This window comes from Gaoshiqia sp. US2, from assembly GCF_059705485.1.
Map to the genome: position 1 here is coordinate 1,355,098 of NZ_AP048550.1, position 19,674 is coordinate 1,374,771.

Below are 19,674 nucleotides of genomic sequence, written 5' to 3' on the forward strand. Positions count from 1 at the left end.
CTGAATCAGAACAAGAGATTCACCCTATCGGGAAAATTAGACTTCTGCCTTCTGCCTGTTTACTGTTTTGACTTGACACTACGAAATAAACATCTCATAAAACAGAATAGCCAGTAACCCATACTCGTCTAAATTAGTTTTTAAAAATTTCCGGGCTTTGGTCAGGTGGTCTTCAACGGTTTTCACCGAAATGTGAAGTTCTTCGGCAATCGACTTGTTCGGATAACCTTTTTCTTTGCTCAACAGAAAGATACGTCTCCGTTGTTCGGGCAATTTCGAAATCAGTTGTTTGACTTTTTCGGACAACAGCTTGTAATCGACCTGGTTTTCGGTATCGGAACTGTTTTTTACCACCAGGTGCCGGAGGTGTTCCAGGTAATCTTTCTCCGAAATTTTCTTCCGGAAAAGCGATATGACTGTGTTTTTAGCCAGTGTAAAAAGAAACGCTTCGATGTTGGTATCGTTCTTCAGTTCGTTTCGGTTGTTCCAAAGCCGGATAAATACTTCCTGGATCACATCCCGCGCGTCTTCTTCCGATTTCAGGTAGCCAAGGGCAAAACGATAAAGCCGGCTGCTGTAGGCGCTGTAAATGTCGTTTATAGCATGTCTGCTGCCCGACTTGAGTTGATCTGCCAGTTTGTTCCCGTCCATTGTTTAGCTTGATGTACCAGGGGATAAATTTACTAAAATGTTTCATTTCCTTAGCAGTCGGCTCAGTAACAGATAGGGAAATCGCTTTTAGAATATTTTGCTTTCTATTATGAGCGCTTTTCTAACTTATTTGATGTGGAGGCCTCCCCGGACCTACCTTTAAAGGGCTAATCTTTATAAACAAAGATCCTTCCTGTTTTTCTTGCCCTGTAGGGGCAAAAGATTGGTAGCACCGGGGAAAGAATACAAGAGGAATACCGTCGGCGAAAATTCGTTGAACGAAGCAAACAAAATCCTTTCGGACGGAATGGCACCGTGTCATTTTGGGTAAAAAAACCACTCCTTTTTTCGTCCGGAGAAAGAACATTTCTTTTATGAACGGCAACTGCCGGACTTTTGTCCTCGTTACAATCTATTTTCATTTCTAAAAGATAAGTACAAAGAGTAGCCCTTTAAAGGAGGGTGGTTCCGGCCAACCGGAACCGGGTGAGTATGAAAGCCCGATGCTTCAAAAACCTTTAGGTAGTTGAAGGCGATTTCCTTTGAGTAACAACATGAAAAACACGGGAACACATTATTTTTTCAAAAAAAATAAATTTTGGAGCAGGGGTTTCTCTTCCTTTATACGTTTACCATTTCGAAAGCACGAATCATGAAAGATTTTTTCAAAAAATACCTGGAGAATAATTGTTCGGAAAACGAGTTCAATTCCGTCATTGAATTATTTTCTGAGCGCTCCGGACAGACTGAACTGGAAAGGCAAATGAAGGAACATTGGGATGAAGCGTCGTCCGGGGCGACGCTCCCCGACCTGACAGATACCCTCTATAAAATTCATTACGAGATAAACAAAAGCGACCAGGCGCCTGCAAAAGCAATGAAACTGCTGAACTACCTGACACGAATCGCAGCCATCTTATTGCTTCCTTTGGCTATTATCTTCGTCCTTAGCTTGCAAAAGAAAGATCAGCCGACAGCTGTTTTTCAGACGATTACAACACCGCTGGCTTCGCAAACAAGTTTTGAGTTGCCCGACGGATCGCTGGTGTGGCTCAACTCGGGATCGTCGCTTCGTTTTCCGAAAGAATTTAATGGCGATTCCCGGCTGGTTAGTCTGACCGGCGAGGCTTATTTCGATGTAAAAAAGGCCGACCGTCCGTTTAAGGTGCAAACAGCCCTGTTTTCGGTTGATGTGTTGGGAACCGCTTTCAACGTGATGGCTTACGAGCGCGAAGTTCCGGTGGTCACGCTGGAACGCGGAAAAGTCAGGCTCGAAACAAAATCAAAACATCAACAGGTGCTGGAGCCCGGTCAGCAGGCGGTAATCGATACCGTAAATCAATCGGTTACACTCGGAAATGTCGATCCCGCTTTGTTTTCATCCTGGGTCCATCATCGGCTGGTTTTTAGAAATGAGCCATTGGGGAAAGTGGTTAACCGGCTGGAGCGCTGGTATAATATCGATATAGAAATGACCAACAGCACATTGATGGATATTCCGGTGACGGCAAATATTGAGTTTGAATCCATCCGCGAAATCATGGAACTGATGGAGCTAACCATGCCGGTCAGGTATCAGTACAACAAAGAAAAACGAAAATTAGTGATTACACGAACAACAACAGATAAAACGGATTTGCCTATGTAACAGATTCTATCGGTTAAACGGCATAAAGCCGTAACATAAAAACAGGAAGCGGGAAAGCCGCGAACTTCCCCGCTTCGTCGAAAAATAATTTTTGCAAATTATTCATCTTTAACATTTCAAACTTATGAAAAAAAAGAGATTGAAGGAAATTCCCTGGGGATATTTCTTCTTAAAACTTCTTATGGTTATGAAGCTTAGCATTTTTATTCTTTGTCTGACTGTTTTTTCGGTTTTTGCAACCGAAACCTATTCTCAGTCGACAAAACTCTCATTGTCGATGAAAAACGCGAGCATTGATGAGGTTTTGAAGCGGATTGAGGATCAAAGCGAATTTCGCTTTTTTTATTCCGGTAACATCAATACTTCCGGGAAAGTGTCGATAGATACGCGTAATACCAATATCCAGGATATTTTGGATGAATTATTCGAAGAAACCAACATTGCCTATAAAATTGTGGGCAGGCAGGTTGCTCTTTTTAGTAAGAGTGACACCGAATTTGGTTTTCCGGGTTCACAATCAAAGCCGGTGAAGGGGAAGGTCACCAACGAATCAGCCGAACCGATTCCGGGGGTAACTGTTATGATAAAAGGAACGTCGACCGGAACGATTACCGATCTGGACGGAAATTACACCTTGAATGATGTGCCGGCCGACGCAACCCTGCTGTTTTCATTTATCGGGATGGCGTCAATGGAAGTTCCTGTTGGCGGTAAGTCGATGATCGATGTAAGCCTGAAAGAAGATGTGATTGGGGTTGAAGAAGTGGTGGTGATCGGCTACGGTACCCGGCAAAAGAAGAATTTGATTGGGGCGGTAGACCAGGTTCAGTCAACCGTACTGGAAAACAGGCCTGTGGCCAACACCATGCAGGCGCTTCAGGGAGCTTCGGCCAACCTGATCATTCAGCAAAAGAGCATGAATCCGAACGATAACAGCATGAATATCAACATCCGTGGAGTTAGTACGATGAGCAACAATGACCCGCTGATCGTTATCGACGGACTGATTTCAGGGACAGGAACCTTAAACAACCTGAACCCGAACGATATCGAAAGTATTTCGGTGCTGAAAGATGCCGGTAGCGCCGCCATTTACGGGTCACGTTCAGCAAACGGCGTTATTCTCGTCACAACCAAAAAAGGAGGCAAAACAGGAAAACCGCAGGTCAAGTTCAGTAGCATGGTTGGCTATCAGGATCCGGATATTTTATTTCAGCCGGTGAAGGGGTGGGAAAATGCCATGCTCCGCGACCAGGCGAACATCAATGTAGGGAATGCCCCCATATTTACTCCTCAGCAGATCCGCGACCTGTACGAACACCGTGGTGAAGAATACTGGTACCTGAATGAAATTATGCAAAAAGGGCTCCAGCAAAATTATAACATGAGTGTTTCTGGTGGCAGTGAGAATAGTACATACATGATATCAGCCGGTTATTTCGATCAGGAAAGTAATTTTGTCGGGAATTTTGGCATGAAACGTTATAACTTCCGTTCCAATCACACCACCGAATATGGCAGGTTTAAGCTCACTTCTTTAATGGCTTATACCAAGAGAAATGAAAATACAATAGCCGGTGGAACCGGAAATACGATTATCAATTCATCCCGCATTCCTCCCTACTACTATTATAAATTCCAGCAGGACGGCAAATGGTTGATTAACGACGTGATTGGCGACGACAATACAATGGCCCGCCTGAAAGACGGGGGCTATGAAAAAAAGGATGAAGATAACTTTATCGGTAGCTTAGGACTTGATTTCAGCATTATTGAAGGCTTGAAAGCAAAAGGGCTCGTAGGGCTTGACCTGACGCAGCACCACCGTTTCCGCAGGGATAAAAAAGTGCCGTTGTATTCATCTGCCGACCTTGAAACCCCGGTTTCATACATTCATTCCAACACGCTTACCGAGGACTATAACAGCAAAAGGTACACTCTGAGCACGCAGTTTATGCTGGACTTTGACCGGACGTTTAATTCAGTTCATCAGGTGAACGGATTGTTGGGCGTTTCCAACGAATCCTATACGTTTAAAGCAAGCCGTATTGCCTGGGAATATACCGACGAAGACCTGGGACTTCCAACGACGGACGAATCGGTTCAAAACAAGGATAACAAAAACAGCAACGGAGATACCGATCAAACCAGCATCACCTCTGTATTCGGACGTGCAGGATACAGCTATATGGACAAATATTACGCTGATGTTACTTTTCGGTATGATGGCTCGTCCAAGTTCGCCAAAGATCAGCGCTGGGGATTCTTTCCCTCGGTTTCAGCAGCCTGGAGAATTTCAGGAGAAAGTTTTATGGAACACTACAATTCCAATATAGGAGATTTGAAACTCCGCGCTTCTTACGGTGTGCTGGGAAATCAGAATGTTGATAACTATTCTTATCAGACGGTTTATCAGATGTACCAAAATACCTATGTATTCAACAACGAATCCGTACCGGGAACAGGATACACTTACGGCAACCCCTATTTGACCTGGGAAAAATCGGCCAACCTGAACATTGGAGCGGATGCTTCATTTCTCAAAAGCAAGTTGTACGTATCGCTCGATTATTTCAATAAGGAAACAACGGATATTCTGCTTTCGCCCGAGGTATCCACCGTGTTCGGAAGTAATGCGGCAAAGGAGAACGCCGGTAAAATGAGAAACCGGGGATGGGAAACAACCATTACGTATCGTCTGAAATCAAAAAATCTCGACCACCGGTTCAGCCTGAATGTTGCTGACTCAAAAAATAAAATCACCGATTTCGGGGGAAAAGAACGGATTGACCAGAATGACCAGTTGTATAAGCTGATCCGCGAAGGCGAAGCGCTGGGTTCTTATTTTGGGTATAAAACCGACGGATACTTCCAAAGCTACGAGGAAATTGCCAATAGCGCCCTTCCCGTTGGGGCTTCGGTTCAACCCGGAGATGTGAAGTATAAGGACATAAACAAAGATGAAGTCATTGATGATAAAGACCGTGTGGTCCTGGGGAACGCATTTCCAAGATACACGTTTGGTTTTACCTATGATGTTTCATTTAAAAACTTTGATTTTAGTATTTTGCTGCAGGGAGTGGGAAAACGCGACATGTATATTCGCGGTGAATTGATTGAGCCTTTCCATTCAAACTATTCCTACGCGATTTATCAGCATCAGCTGGATTTCTGGACGCCCACTAATCCCGATGCCAAATGGCCGCGCCTGGTAGCCCCAAGTTCTCCTTCTTCGTCAAACAATTGGGGGAAAGCGGGGTCGGACATCTACCTTCTGGATGGAGCTTACCTTCGCGTAAAAAACATCCAGTTGGGGTATACCTTGCCAAAACGATTAACGTCAAGGATGGGAATTCAAAAGTTACGTGCAAGCCTGAACGCTCAAAACCTGCTGACGCTCTCCAAAAACTCGTTTATTGATCCGGAATCTTCTGAATTCGGAAATAACATGGGCGGAATAGCCGGCGTGGGGGCGAACAGCGCCCGTAACTATCCTGCATTGATCTATTATGGATTTGGATTGGAATTGGAATTTTAACACTCGTACACCATGGAAAAAAAGATAAGAAAATACAGCTCTGGAGAACGTTGATGTTGTTCCCAATATGAATGAAACGCTGAAGGCCCGGATGAAGGCCGAAGCCCGATTTATCCGCGCGTTCCTGTTCTTCAGGCTGACAAGTCAGTACGGCGATGTCCCTTTGTTCGACCACAACCTGAGCCTGGAGGAATCTAACAATATAGCGCGCTCGTCTAAATCCGACGTGATCGATTTCGTCAGAAAAGAGCTTAACGAAGTTGCAAACATGCTTCCCGTTAAGGAAGAATATGCCTCTTTTGATAATGGCAGGATCTCAAAGGGCGCAGCCATGACCCTGTTGGCGCGGACCTATCTGTATGAAAATGACTGGACAAATGTGGCTTCCATCTGCGAAGGTATCATGGATGGCACATACGGGCAATACAAGCTTTTCCCCAGTTATTCAGGCCTGTTTATGCCCGAAAATGAATACAATGACGAAGTAATACTTGATCTTGGCTATGTTTTGATCCAAAGAACATGGAGTGAGTTTTACGATGCCATTCCTATTTCGGTGGGCGGACGAATCAATGCTTTCGCCCCGACACAGGAACTGGTTGATGCCTATATCATGAAAAACGGGAAACGTATTAGCGATGCAAATTCAGGATACAACGAAGACAATCCTTACGTGAACAGAGATCCGCGTTTTGAAGCCACGATCGTTTACCACGGGTACCAATGGACAAAAGGCGATGGAACAAAATCTACCATCTATATTAAACCTGGTTCTTCGGGCGAGGCGGGCGCATCTAACCTGGACGAGTACGCGGGCCCGGGACAGAATTCAACCGGAACAGGATATTACCTGAGGAAATATTTCGACCCCACCGCACCGATCGGTATTGCAGCAGGCCTGAACCTGATCCTGATGCGGTATGGCGACGTACTGCTGATGTATGCAGAGGCTAAAAATGAACTGGGACAAATGGACGAAAATGTTTGGAATAAGACCATCAGGGCGCTCCGTGTCCGGGCAGGTTTTACAGATGCCGACGCCTTGAACTATCCGGCTGGAAACCTTCAGGAAATAATCCGCCGCGAACGCCGTTGCGAGTTGGCCATCGAAGGCCTCCGGCTTTTTGATATCCGTCGCTGGAAAACAATTGAATCAGTTATGAACGGAAATCCTCGCGGAGCGAAGTTCGCAGCTGGCAATACCCAGTATATCCAACTGGATCAGAGGAAATTTAACAGTGAACGGGATTATCTGTTCGCAGTTCCTCAATCGCAAAGGGATATTAATAAAAACTTAACTCAAAACTCTGGCTATTAATGATTTAATAATCAGTATCTAAAATTAAACTAGGTATGAAAAAAATATTGATCAAACTGTTCATCGTATCTGCTTTTATCTTCGCTTTTATCGCGTGCAGCGACGATGGTGAAGTAAGAGATTTGGGTGTAACGGCAGTCGGTTCGCTTTACGAACCTGACAACGGAAAGACAATCACACTCCAGGCTTCAGCTTCGGCTACTTTATATTTTGAGTGGGAACCGGCCAGGGCTGAAGACGGCGGGATGGTTTTGTACGAAATCGCCTTTGACGAAGCTGACGGAGATTTCTCCAACCCGCTGTTTGTTACAGCGGCCGACAACAACGGCGGCAGCAATCATGCTACCCTGACACATAAACAACTGAATAAAATCGCTGCCATGGCGGGTATTGAATCTGCTCAGCAAGGAACGCTCAAGTGGACTGTTTTTTCATCAAAAGGGATTAATCCGGTGAAAGCCGAAGAGGAACGGACGCTCTCGCTAACCCGCTTGTCCGGGTTGGCAGACATTCCCGACAATTTGTACATCACCGGTGCGGCGACCGAAAACGGCGATGACCTATCCAAGGCGCTTGCCATGAAAAAACTTGCTGACGGCGAATTCGAAATTTACACGAAGCTGACACAGGGGGAAACTTTCAAATTTGTAAGCGCCAGGACGGGAACTCCGCTTGAATTCTCTTTGTCGGGAGAACAGATTGTGGTAGAAGGAACTTCTTCCGTTTCCAAAACCGGAGTCTATAAATATTATCTCGACTTCAACATCGGCTCGTTTACCACCAAGGAAGTTACCAAAGTCAGCCTGTTTCTGAACTGGTCGCAGATGAAGATTGAATTACCCTATAAAGCGAATGGCGTGTGGGAACTGACCAGCCATACCATTACCGGCCTTAGCGGCAACGATAATACAGACGACCGGTACAAATTCAGGATGGAAAGTTCTGCAGGAGAAACCGAATGGAGGGCCGCTAGTAACGACAGCAAACCAACCGGCAACGAAGCGTATTATTACATGGTTGAAAGAGCGAACGTACAGCAATGGACAGACAACCAGATATGGAAAACCCCGGCAACCGATGGATGGAGCGATAAAACATACGATATTACATTCTCCCTGAATGCCGGAGGTTCTTACACGCATAATTTGGTAATTAAATAACCTGAACAAATGAGAAAGATATTGATCAGATTAACAGTGATAGCCTCTTTGCTTTTCGCCTTAGTCGCGTGCGAGGACGACGGAGGTAATTTGGATACCCGGCTGACTGCAGTCAGCACATTGATCGAACCGATGGACGGGAAAGAAGTAACGTTGGAGACTTCAGTAGGCGCTTCTACCTATTTTGAGTGGGAATATTGTAAGGTGGAAGAAAGCGGCACGGCGCTTTATCAAATTGCCTTTGACCAGGCGGACGGCGATTTTTCCAATCCTGTTTATTTAACTCCTGCCGATAACAACGGAATGTATAATAATGTGACCATTACGCACAAGCAGCTGAACAAAATAGCTGGCATGATGGGCATCGGCTCTTCGGAAACAGGAACATTCAAATGGACCGTTTTCTCTTCCAAGGGCCTTAAATCGGTGAAAGGTGCAGAGGAACGCAGCATTACCATTACCCGTCTGGCCGGTTTCGCTGATCTGCCGGTTGATGTTTTCGTAACAGGCGAAGCATCTGAAGGGGGCAATGATCTTTCCAAAGCGCATCAAATGAAAGCGGTAGCCGGAGGCGAGTTCGAGACCTATACCCAATTAACTGCCGGCGAACCATTTTATTTCACCGACGGCACTTCCGGTGCTTCCCGGACATTTTACACCGACGGAGGCTTGGTCAAAGAAAACGGCACTTCTACTGTTGCAACAACCGGCGTTTACCGGATTACGCTCGACTTTAACACGGGCGCCTGCACCTACGCTCTGGTGACAAGGATCGGTTTCTACTTCTCTCCTGAAGGGAAGATCTTGTTTGACCTCCCGTACGCCGGAAACGGAATCTTCCGGGCCGAAGACCAGACCGTCACGTTCAAACAGGAAGGCTGGGGCCGCGACGAACGGTACAAATTCAGAATGTTCGTGAAAGAAAACGGAGGAGCAGATGCCGAAAAAGAACTCGAATGGGGCACGCTGAACGGAACCGATTCCAGGCCTACGGCAACCAGCCCGGCATCGTATTATTATCTTAGATTAATAACCAATGTTACCCAGTGGGATAATAAATGGAAACTGATGGGCGATTTTGACGGTGTTCCTGCAGATTATACCATTTACTTGCAGGCGGGGCAACCCTATACGCATTCAATAACAAAATAAATTCGGATAAACACAAAACGGCCGGGAGCAATCCAATGCTTCCGGCTGTTATTTAAAACAAAAGAAATTATGAGAAGATGGCTGTACACGGCATTACTACTGCCTGCATTTTTGATATCATGCGGCGATGACAATAACGTCGTCCCGGAACCGGAAGAAGACGGAATAGACTGGAACGAAGCGGCAGACCTCAGTAGCATGTCTTTGGCCAATTCGTTCTGGAATGCCGAAGGAAAGTGGTTTTACTACGACAATAACGCAAAAGCCGACTGGAATTATTGGCCGCAGGCTCATGCGTTGGACGTTCTGACAGATGCCTGGCTGCGGACGAACGATGCCAGATACCGGGCATATTTTGATCAGTGGTACCAGGGAGTGAAGGCCAGAAACGGCAATACCTTTGAAAACGAATTTTACGATGACATGGAATGGATTGCCCTGGCCACACTGCGGGTCTGGCAGGCGACCAACGATCCCAAATTCAAAGAGGCTACCTTGCAAATATGGGAATACATCAAAACCGGCTGGAATGACAATGCAGGAGGAGGCATCTCCTGGAAAAAAGGAATGGAATACAGCAAAAATGCCTGTTCCAACGGCCCGGCGTGCATCCTGGCTGCCCGCCTGTACCAGGAATTCGGGGATGCAAGCTACAAAGAATGGGCGCTTAAAATCTACAACTGGGAAAAATCGACCCTGGTGAATATGAATAACGGCATGGTTTACGACCACATCAACAGCGAAACCGGGCAAATCAAAACCGACTGGGTATTTACTTACAACCAGGGAACGTTCATCGGCTCAGCAGTTGAGTTGTATAAAATTTTTAATGAAAAGGCCTATCTGAATGATGCAGTCGTGGTTGCCAACTACACAACCAGCAGCCTGACCAGCAACTCTGTCCTTAAAAGTGAAGGAACCGGCGACGGCGGCCTTTTTAAAGGAATTTTTATCCGCTATTTCACCGACCTGATCCTCCAGGACCGCCTGGATGCTTCGGCCAAAAAGCGTTACATTCAGTTTATCCGCTATAATGCTGAAACCTTGTGGACGCAGGGAACCACCAAACCGGCCATCCTGTTCGGCCCCAACTGGACGGTAAAGCCGGGCTCTGTTACCGGACTGACCGAACAGCTCAGCGGTTGTATGCTCATCGAAGCGGCAGCCTTGCTTCAAAAAGAAGGTTTGATTAACCCTTGATGATGAAAATGACGAAAAAGGAAAAATCAGCCTTCAACGAAATTTAACTTGAGTGTGAGTGGACCAGCGCTCCATCTTGTATCAGGATTATCAGTACATGTGCAATGACCTAAACCAACTAAATCAAATCATGATTCAGATTAACTTGACTTATTCGCGAATGGAGCGAAGGTGGTTATTTCCAGTGAAATTACTATTGGCAGTAATGTTTGCTGTTTTTTTTCTGACTGGTTTAGCCCGGCCCAAAGCCCCGGCTCCGGCGAAGAACGCCAACGGGCAACCGGAGAGTAAGCAGGAAGAAAATCAATTCAAAATGGCTAAGGATCAGAATGTGCTCATGCTGACCTATTTTCGACAGCGTTATCCCACCCGAATTGAAATCGATGCTGAAGGAAATACCGTTGAAGTTCCCTTGCCCGATCCGATGTTCGTTGCCAGCCTGCATGTTGCTTTGACAGCCGACGAGGCCCGAAAATTAATCGATACCTATCATGTTCATTAAACCGGAAATAAACGAAATACGATGCTTAAAAATACGATAACAATTTTACTCCTGCTGATTTTTTTTAGTTGCACGGAATCTCCGAAAAAACTGACCGACTATGTCAACCCCTTTTTAGGCACTGCCACATTATGGGACAGTATAGATATTGGTTATAAACCGACCCACCGGACCTGGGGCGCCGAAGTCTTTCCGGGATCATCGTTGCCCAATGCCATGGTCCAGTTAACGCCTGTCACCAAGTTTCGCAGCGGTTCAGGCTATCAGTATGAAGACACCGTCATTTACGGTTTTGCCCATACCAGCAAAGGGCATTGGAACTTGTGTCATATCCCCTTGTTGCCGGTTACCGGCGATATCGATCCCGGCGATTTTCATTCGGTTTTCAGGCACGAAAACGAATCGGCCGGGCCGGCTTATTACCAGGTTTTTCTCGAACGATATGAAATCAATGCCGAACTAACCTCGACCCTGCGTTGCGGATACCACAAATACACCTTCCGGACAGGCCAGCCGAAGAAGCTGGCAGCCAGCCTGAACCGGTCAAATGAGCGGGTGCGGGAATGGAAAATTGAACAGGAAGGTAAAACTGATTTTAAAGGTTATCAGGACACGGGTTACAAGGTCTTTTTTTATGCAACGACCAACCACACGATTAAAAATATCGTGTCGTCGGGCAGCGGACGTGATGAAATTTCGGTGCTGAATTTCGAAGATTCGTCCGGCCCCCTGGAAGTGAAAATCGGACTTTCGTTTGTGAGCGCCGAAAATGCAAAAGAAAACCTGGAGAAAGAAATGCTTGGGAAAAGTTTTGAGCAAGTTCGTCGTGAAGGCACACAAACCTGGGAAACATTACTGTCGAAAATTAAGGTTTCCGGAGGCAGCGAGAGGCAAAAAGGCTTGTTTTATTCCTGCCTGTACCGTTCGTTTCTGTGGCCTGCTTTACGAAGCGATTGTAATGGCGACTTTACCGATGTCAACGGGGAAGTTGTGAATAAAGGTTTTGATTATTATACTGAACCTTCGCTTTGGGACGATTACCGGAACAAGCTGGTTTTGCTTGGTATGATTTCCCCTCGGGTGACCGAAAATGTCATCAAATCATTGATAGACAAAGGCGAGAAAACCGGCTTTATGCCTACTTTTTTTCACGGCGACCATGCAGCCCCCTTTATTGCCGGGAGCTACCTGAGAGGGATTCGCGGATTCGACGTTCAAAGCGCTTATCATTTGCTGCTACGCAATGCAACCATGGAAAACACAAGCAGGCCCCGGATTATGGAGTATATAGAAAAAGGCTACATCCCCGAACCCGACCTGGAAAATCCCACACTTGAAACAGTAGCCGCAGCAGGAGTCACCAAAACGCTGGAATATGCTTACGATGATTATGCCGTAGCGCTTTTGGCCAAAGAATCAGGAGACACCGCCAATTACCGGATGCTGATGAAACGGACGACAAATTATAAAAACATGTTTGACCCTTCAACCGGACTGATGCGGGGGAGACTGGCCAATGGCGAATGGATCAGGGATTTCGATCCGGAGTTTATCTATTACGAATACATGTACCGGGAAGCCAATGCCTGGCAGTCGTCCTTTTTTGCCCCGCATGGTACGGAGGGATTGATCGGTCTTTATGAGAGTAAAGATGATTTCGAAAAAAAGGTTGATGATCTTTTTTCAATTCCCTACAAGGGAGCAGAAGCCTATAACATATCGGGTTTTATCGGGCAATATTGTCATGGCAACCAACCTGACCACGGTTTCCCCTGGCTGTATTATTTTGTAGGAAAGCAGGAGAAATCGCAGGTTTTGCTCGACAGTATTATGGATCGTTTCTACGACATGGGGAAAGAAAAGCTGGCCTATGCGGGCATGGACGATGCCGGTGAAATGTCGTCGTGGTATGTTTTCACGGCCATGGGAATTTATCCGTACTCCCCGGCCGATCCTGAATATATCGTTTCGGTTCCGCTTTTCGACAAAATTGATTTCAAGCTGGATGATAAAACCGGCTTTACAATTCAGAAGGAAGGAACGGGGAAGAAAATCAGTAAAATAAGCTACGATCAGCAGGCGGTTGACGGTTATTTCATCCCGCACGAAAAATTGAAAGAAGGGAAGATACTGATGATCGCGACGGAGTGACCAGTGACATCAAGAGCGTGAGCCGGCAGGTTCCGGTGTTTATCGGAATAGCGATGTTTCAGGCTGATTTCTTCTGCCGGCAATTTGAAACTTGAAACTAATAATATGACAACAAGACGAAATTTCATTAAAACAGGCACATTTACAGTAGCCGGATTGGCGGTAGCAGGATCCGGAGCATTTGCCTCTGTAAGCAAGGCGAGTTATGTAACCAACCGGCCAGCTGTTGGAAAACGTAATTTTACATCGAAAGCGGTCGAAAAAACAATAGCTGCTACCAAAGCCAAACTGAAAGACCCGAAACTGGCCTGGATGTTTGAAAACTGTTTTCCAAATACATTGGATACAACAGTTGAGTACGAGAAGGTTAATGGCAAACCAGATACCTTCGTAATTACGGGTGACATTCATGCCATGTGGCTGCGCGACTCTACCGCGCAGGTTTGGCCATACCTGCCGCTGGCCAACGAAGATCAGGAACTGAAATCGTTGCTGGCCGGGGTGGTTAACCGTCAAACCCAATGTGTACTGCTCGATCGGTATGCCAACGCGTTCAATAAAACCAAAGAAGAAGAAGTGCACTGGATGAGCGACCTGACAGATATGAAGCCAGGTTTGCACGAACGCAAATGGGAAATCGACTCCCTGTGTTATGCCGTTCGCCTGGCTTACAACTACTGGAAAACAACAGGAGATACATCGGTTTTCGACAACGACTGGCAAAAAGCCGCCGCTTTGATTGTGCAAACCTTCATTGAGCAGCAACGCAAAGATGGTTTGGGACCCTATAAATTTCAGCGGGAAACACCTCAACAATTAGATACCGTGTCAAATCACGGATATGGCCGCCCACTGAAACCGGTGGGATTAATTAACTCAACTTTCTGCCCGTCGGACGATGCAACGACTTTTGGCTTTTTAATTCCTTCCAACTTGTTTGCCGTGGTTTCGCTGCGACAAATGGCCGAAATTAGCCGGAATGTTACCGGTGATCAGGCCTTTGCCGGCCAGTGTTTAAGTTTGGCCGATGAGGTGGAAGCCGCCATTAAGAAATATGCCATCGTGAAACATCCGAAATACGGCAAAGTGTACGCCTTTGAAGTGGATGGTTTCGGTAATGCCACCTTTATGGACGATGCCAATGTGCCGAGCCTGTTGGCCCTGCCTTATCTGGGGCTGGTTGACAGAAATGATAAAATCTATCAAAATACGCGTAAGCTGGTTTGGAGCGAAGATAATCCCTATTTCTTCAAAGGCAAAGCAGCCGAAGGAATTGGAGGCCCTCACGTGGGTTACGACATGGTGTGGCCGATGAGCATCATCATGCGGGCGATGACCAGCACCGACGATCACGAAATTGCCTGGTGTGTAAAAACGCTTCGTGATACCGATGCCGGCACCGGTTTCATGCACGAAACATTTCATAAAGATGATCCAGCTAATTTCACCCGTTCGTGGTTTGCCTGGGCCAATACCTTATTTGGCGAGTTAATTTTGAAACTGGTCAACCAAGGAAAAACCGAACTGTTGGGATAGTTTATCGCACACGGCATTCGACCGGTTGGGCCGAGTTAAAATAAAAGGATCTAAGGTTGTATCGAAATGCTGGAGAAACGGGGCATATGCCTCCTTCCGAACAGCGGCTTTTCGATACAACCTTAATTTTTATTCCTGAAGCAATCGGTTCAGAACCGATTCACTGGCCTGGAAAACGGTGCCGTGGCGTGTACCTTCGGGAAAGCTGATGGAGTCGGTGACGGTTTCCCATGTTTTCAGGTCTTTTGAGCGAACGGCGCCCATGTGGTGACGGGTGTATTCGTCGTAATAAACCACCCAATACCCGCCGACAAAAGCTACGGTTGGCCCTTCCGCCCAATCGGGGCTGATGGGTTCTCGGAACAACTTATAGCCTTTGGTAAGCGAGTTGCTTGTGGCCATACGGATGTGCTTTTTGGGCGGATTCCTGGTTTCATCTTTCAGGAACATGACGTATAAACCGCCGATTCGCTTAATAACGGCATCAATCACATTGAAGCCTTCGTCGTACAGCAATTTTGTTTCGCCGAAAGTTTCAAAATCTTTCGTGGTGGTATAATACATGCGGTGGTTGTACTTGTCGTCGCCCTGCGTGTCGCCTTCCTGAAAACGTCCGGGGATGGTGCTGGCCCAATAAATCAGGTATTCTTTGTTCTTTTTGTCGTAGAAAATTTCCGGCGCCCAGCAATTTAAAACCTCCGGTTCGTGTTGCATCACGGGAATGAACTTTTGCTCCGACCAGTTGATCAAATCGTCCGATGAGGCGTAGCCAATCCCGTGGTCGTTCCAGCTGACAGTCCATACCATGTGAAATTTTTTGTCGGGTCCCTGGATGATGCAGGGGTCGCGCATCAGCTTGTCGTCGGCCACGCGGGGAGCCAGAAACGATTCGTTGTTTTTCAGGGCTTCCCAGTGATAACCGTCGTAACTGTAGGCTAAGTGAAGTCCGTCCTGCCCGTTATCCTTAAAAAAAGAGAACAGGTAAACCTTTTTCTCTTTTTCCTGACAGCCAATAATTAAAACAAACAGTAAAAGTGGTAATAGTAGTTTCTTCATGACAACATGTTTTTCTCAAATATAAACATTCGGTGAAAAAGGTGAAAACAACCGGGAAATCGCTTTTGAAAAAATTTACGGTTCACCGTTCATCGTTCACGCTACCCGCAGCCTGAAGGTTTTACGCTGCCGGTGAAGGCGCTGAAACGGGACGGCGAAGTAGTTTAAACAAGACGGTGAAGTTGTCGTAACACGATCTTGATCTTCTCCAGGTGAGGTTTACAGAAAATAAAAAAGCAGGTGGTTAACCTGCTTTTTTAACTATTTGGTTATTCTGTATTAATAGAATTTTGCGCGTTTGTCTTCAATCTCGGCCAGTTTCCGTTGCGCTTCGTAAGCCTGGAATGAGGCGCGGTAGCCTAACGACTGGGTGAGGGTTTGTTTCTCAGCCAACACGTTCGTCTGGGTACCTTCGGCAACGGTAACTACTTTTACCAGGTAAACGGCATTGTTGCCCTTAACCGGGGCCGAAATTTCATCCTGTTTCATGCCGGCTACGGTACCAACAACGGCAGGTTCGACACCCAAAGCGGGAACCGAGTACATCGAGAAGTTGATTCCGTTGACATCACGAACTTCAGTTCCCAGTTTTTCGGCAATGGCATCCAGGTCTGTTCCGCTGGCAGCCGCTTTCATTTTTTCAATCAGGGCTTTGGCTTTATTTTCTTTTCTCACAGCCAGGTCAACGCGTAAACGTGCATCTTCAAACGATGAATAGCCTTCTTCAAGCACTTCTGTTAAGGTAGCGATGACAAAATTATTGCCAAATTCAAAGATAGTCGATCCTTCATTGTTTACGAGGATATCGTTGACATCAGACTGGTAAGCGGCGCGAACCAGTGAACGCGAATATTCCAGTCCGGTGATCTGACGGTCGTTTTCGCCCACGCGGGCAATCTTTTTCGTCAGGCTTTGCGCGCTGACCGAGTTCGAGAAGTCTTTGCCATTCCGGTTTTCGCTGGCAAATTTACTTGCTTCGGCATATATTTTCTGATAGGTTTGCGTGCTTGGTTCAACGTTCCGCGCCAGGATGGCCAGGCGGACTTGTTTTACCGCTTTTCCTTTTTTGGTCGGTTGAATCAGGTGAACGCCAAACTGGGTGGTTGCCACGTAAAGTTTATTGACATCGCCGTTAAATGCGGCATCTTCAAAGGGTTTAACCATTTGGTTCCGTCTAAACCAACCTAAATCTCCGCCTTTAATGGCCGATCCCGGATCTTCGGAATAGGTGCCGGCCAATGTTTCGAATTTGGTGCCTTTTTCAATCACTGTTTTCAAACTGTCGGCCAAAGCCAGTGCTGCTTCGTAGCTTCCCGCTGTTTCGGGACGGATCAGGATGTGGCTGGCCTGCACGGAATCGGGAAGATCTTTGAAATCGTCGATTTTTGCCAGTTTATAGGTGTTGCCTTCTTTGTAAGGGCCATAGATATCGCCGATGTTACCGTTGAAGGCAAATTCGCCAAGTTCTTCGGTCAGGTCTTCATTTTTCAGGTAGATGTTTTCGAAACGAACATCCGAGTTTACATTGATATAGGCTTCATTTTCAGTTGCCGCTGCAAATTCATCTTTGGCCTCTTCAATCCATTTACGGGTATTCACATCGTCTTCGTTTGAAGCCGTTACCGGGAAAACAATGTATTCGATGGTGCGCGATTTGTCTTGTTTGTAATCGTCTTTGTGGGCATTGTAATAAGCTTTCAGTTCGGCGTCGGTTACTTTCACCGCGCTGTCGGGCATCGAGCTGTACGGCAGGCTGATGTATTGAATATTGGCCGTTTTATTTTTTTCGGCCAGGCTTTTTTCAGTTTCGGCAGTGGTTACATAAAGCCCTTGTTTGATCAGGTTGTTGTATTTTGTCTGAATACGGTCTTTTTTAATCTGCTCTTCAATGTATAACCAATAGGCTTTTTGCTGGGCCGTGGCGCCAAATTCGAGCGATCTCAAAAACTGAAGGATGGCCGACTTGTCAACCTGGCCGGTGTTTGGGTTGGTAAAAAGCTGCTGGATGATCGGATGTATGTTGGATCCCTGTACGAGGTCGAACAGTTCTTCTGATGTTACGGTCAGTCCAAGATCGTCAAATACGTCTTCCATCACGATTTCCCGGACCACTTCCTGCCATACCTGTTCGCGGATTTGGGTCCAGGTGTTATCATCCAGTTGGGTTTGGCCGCTGTTCATTTTATAAATCTCAGCGGTTTCTTCAATCCTTTTCTGGAAATCAGGATATTGAACAGATGTTCCGTTAATACTTGCAACTTCCATCTGTGAAGGTCTTAATAATGAGCTTCCTGTGTTTAAGATATCTCCCAGGATAAAAGCAACAAGCGCCAGACCGATAATAATCGCTACTAATAAACCAGCACGATTTCGAATACTCTGTAGGGTAGCCATTTACTGATAATTATGAATTTTTTGTACTTAATTTTTTCGAGCTACGAAGATAATCATTTTAGGTATTAATCTGTATGATTCACTCTTTATTTTAGGTGTTATCCAATATCTTGAGGTTTACCAGCTCGATTCGGGTATTGGATGCTTTTAATATTTTAAAACGAAAATGGTCGATGGTGATCACGGTGTTTATTTTGGGAATACTTTCGTAATGGAACAGGATATAACCGGCCAACGTTTCGAAGTTTTCGGTTAACGGAAAGTCGAGGTTGTATTTTTCGTTCAGGATGTCCAGGTCCAGACGGGCCGAGAGGATATATTCCGTATCGCTTAACTTGCGGTCGACCAGGACGAGCGTATCATGTTCATCTTCAATCTCGCCGAAAATCTCTTCCAGAATGTCTTCGCTGGTAACCAGGCCCGAGGTGCCGCCAAACTCGTCGACAACAAGAGCAATACTGCGGTGTTGCTGGATGAATTTTCTGAAAAGCTTGCTTGCCGGCATGGTTTCGGGGATAATCAGCAGCTTATTCAGGTTGGCGCTGATGGATTCGGGGTTGGTAAAAATACTCGAATGGTGAATGTAGCCGATAATGTTGTCAATATGATCCTGATAAAAGAGGATCCGGGAATAACCGGTTTCAATAAATTTTTGTTTAAGCTCTTCCAGGCTCGAGTTGTTGATGTCGAGAGCAACCATTTCGGTTCGGGGGACCATGATCTCACGGATTTTTACCTTCGAAAACTCCAGGGCATTTCGGAACAGTTTAATCTCTTTCTCGATGTTTACGTCTTCCTGTACCGAAGGACTATCGGGTTCGTTTACAAAATGATCGAGGTCGATCCGGCTGAAAACGATACGTTCTTCTTCTTCGTCAATGGCCGCTCTGAAAATTCCGTTCAGTAACAGTTTCGAGATTCCCATAGTAATCTTTGTCACGGGGTAAAAAAGGTAATAGAACAAGATGAGCGGAAAAGCAAAGATGCGTAAAACCAGGTTGGGATTAATCCGGAACAAGGTTTTGGGTAAGAATTCGGCTGTAAACAGAATGATCAGGGTGGAACTGATGGTTTGTAAAAACAGTACCGCGCCGGCCGAACCGGTTAACCGGTAAAACGAAGGTTCGAGCAGGTTGGCGAAGGCCACACCATAAATCACCAGGGCAATGTTGTTGCCAACCAGCGTAGTGGCAATGTACTGACCCGGGTTTTTGGTGAAAACGCTTAAAACACGGGAGTTTAACGAATCCTGTTTTTTATCGAGCTCAAGACGGAGTTTATTGGCCGAAACAAAAGCAATTTCCATCCCCGAGAAAAAAGCTGAAAAAAAAATGGTGATGACTATGGTGAATATCAGTACTTCCATGA

Annotated in this window: 13 protein-coding genes; 9 read left to right on the forward strand and 4 right to left on the reverse strand. The window is 46.1% G+C overall.

Annotated features, from left to right (window positions below):
• Nucleotides 1-78: 78 nt before the first annotated feature.
• On the reverse strand, nucleotides 79-651 hold the full coding sequence (locus tag AC6H3C_RS05245) for an RNA polymerase sigma-70 factor (protein WP_497519626.1): 573 nt from the start codon (nucleotides 649-651) through the stop codon (nucleotides 79-81).
• Between the two features lie 652 nt (nucleotides 652-1,303).
• Here AC6H3C_RS05245 and AC6H3C_RS05250 point away from each other — a divergent pair.
• From AC6H3C_RS05250 to AC6H3C_RS05290, 9 genes are all read left to right on the forward strand, one after another.
• A complete protein-coding gene (locus AC6H3C_RS05250) occupies nucleotides 1,304-2,299 on the forward strand; it encodes a FecR family protein (protein WP_497519627.1) in 996 nt (331 codons plus the stop codon).
• 124 nt (nucleotides 2,300-2,423) lie between these two features.
• Nucleotides 2,424-5,837 carry a TonB-dependent receptor gene (locus AC6H3C_RS05255; RefSeq protein ID WP_497519628.1) on the forward strand — a complete coding sequence of 1,138 codons (3,414 nt, stop codon included), beginning with the start codon at nucleotides 2,424-2,426 and terminating at the stop codon, nucleotides 5,835-5,837.
• Between the two features lie 40 nt (nucleotides 5,838-5,877).
• Entirely contained in the window at nucleotides 5,878-7,155 is a 1,278-nt protein-coding gene (locus tag AC6H3C_RS05260) for a RagB/SusD family nutrient uptake outer membrane protein (RefSeq protein WP_497521255.1), read from the forward strand.
• Between the two features lie 35 nt (nucleotides 7,156-7,190).
• On the forward strand, nucleotides 7,191-8,315 hold the full coding sequence (locus AC6H3C_RS05265) for a SusE domain-containing protein (protein ID WP_497519629.1): 1,125 nt from the start codon (nucleotides 7,191-7,193) through the stop codon (nucleotides 8,313-8,315).
• Nucleotides 8,316-8,324: 9 nt separating this feature from the next.
• Nucleotides 8,325-9,467: a SusE domain-containing protein gene (locus tag AC6H3C_RS05270; protein WP_497519630.1), complete on the forward strand. Its 1,143-nt coding sequence runs from the start codon at nucleotides 8,325-8,327 to the stop codon at nucleotides 9,465-9,467.
• A 69-nt stretch (nucleotides 9,468-9,536) separates the two neighbouring features.
• Nucleotides 9,537-10,667: a glycoside hydrolase family 76 protein gene (locus AC6H3C_RS05275; RefSeq protein WP_497519631.1), complete on the forward strand. Its 1,131-nt coding sequence runs from the start codon at nucleotides 9,537-9,539 to the stop codon at nucleotides 10,665-10,667.
• Nucleotides 10,668-10,797: 130 nt separating this feature from the next.
• A complete protein-coding gene (locus AC6H3C_RS05280; protein ID WP_497519632.1) occupies nucleotides 10,798-11,169 on the forward strand; it encodes a hypothetical protein in 372 nt (123 codons plus the stop codon).
• Between the two features lie 21 nt (nucleotides 11,170-11,190).
• Nucleotides 11,191-13,320, forward strand: coding sequence for a GH92 family glycosyl hydrolase (locus AC6H3C_RS05285; protein WP_497519633.1), 2,130 nt, complete (start codon nucleotides 11,191-11,193; stop codon nucleotides 13,318-13,320).
• 105 nt (nucleotides 13,321-13,425) lie between these two features.
• Nucleotides 13,426-14,856 (forward strand): glycoside hydrolase family 125 protein, encoded by a 1,431-nt coding sequence (locus tag AC6H3C_RS05290; RefSeq protein ID WP_497519634.1) that lies wholly within the window; start codon nucleotides 13,426-13,428, stop codon nucleotides 14,854-14,856.
• Between the two features lie 129 nt (nucleotides 14,857-14,985).
• Here the strand turns inward: AC6H3C_RS05290 and AC6H3C_RS05295 are convergent, their stop codons facing one another.
• From AC6H3C_RS05295 to AC6H3C_RS05305, 3 genes are all read right to left on the reverse strand, one after another.
• Complete coding sequence (locus tag AC6H3C_RS05295; protein WP_497519635.1) at nucleotides 14,986-15,912, reverse strand: glycoside hydrolase family 43 protein; 927 nt, start codon at nucleotides 15,910-15,912, stop codon at nucleotides 14,986-14,988.
• A gap of 279 nt (nucleotides 15,913-16,191) precedes the next feature.
• Nucleotides 16,192-18,306, reverse strand: a complete 2,115-nt coding sequence (locus tag AC6H3C_RS05300; RefSeq protein WP_497519636.1) for a peptidylprolyl isomerase — start codon at nucleotides 18,304-18,306, stop codon at nucleotides 16,192-16,194.
• Nucleotides 18,307-18,397: 91 nt separating this feature from the next.
• Nucleotides 18,398-19,672 (reverse strand): hemolysin family protein, encoded by a 1,275-nt coding sequence (locus tag AC6H3C_RS05305; protein ID WP_497519637.1) that lies wholly within the window; start codon nucleotides 19,670-19,672, stop codon nucleotides 18,398-18,400.
• Nucleotides 19,673-19,674: the final 2 nt, after the last annotated feature.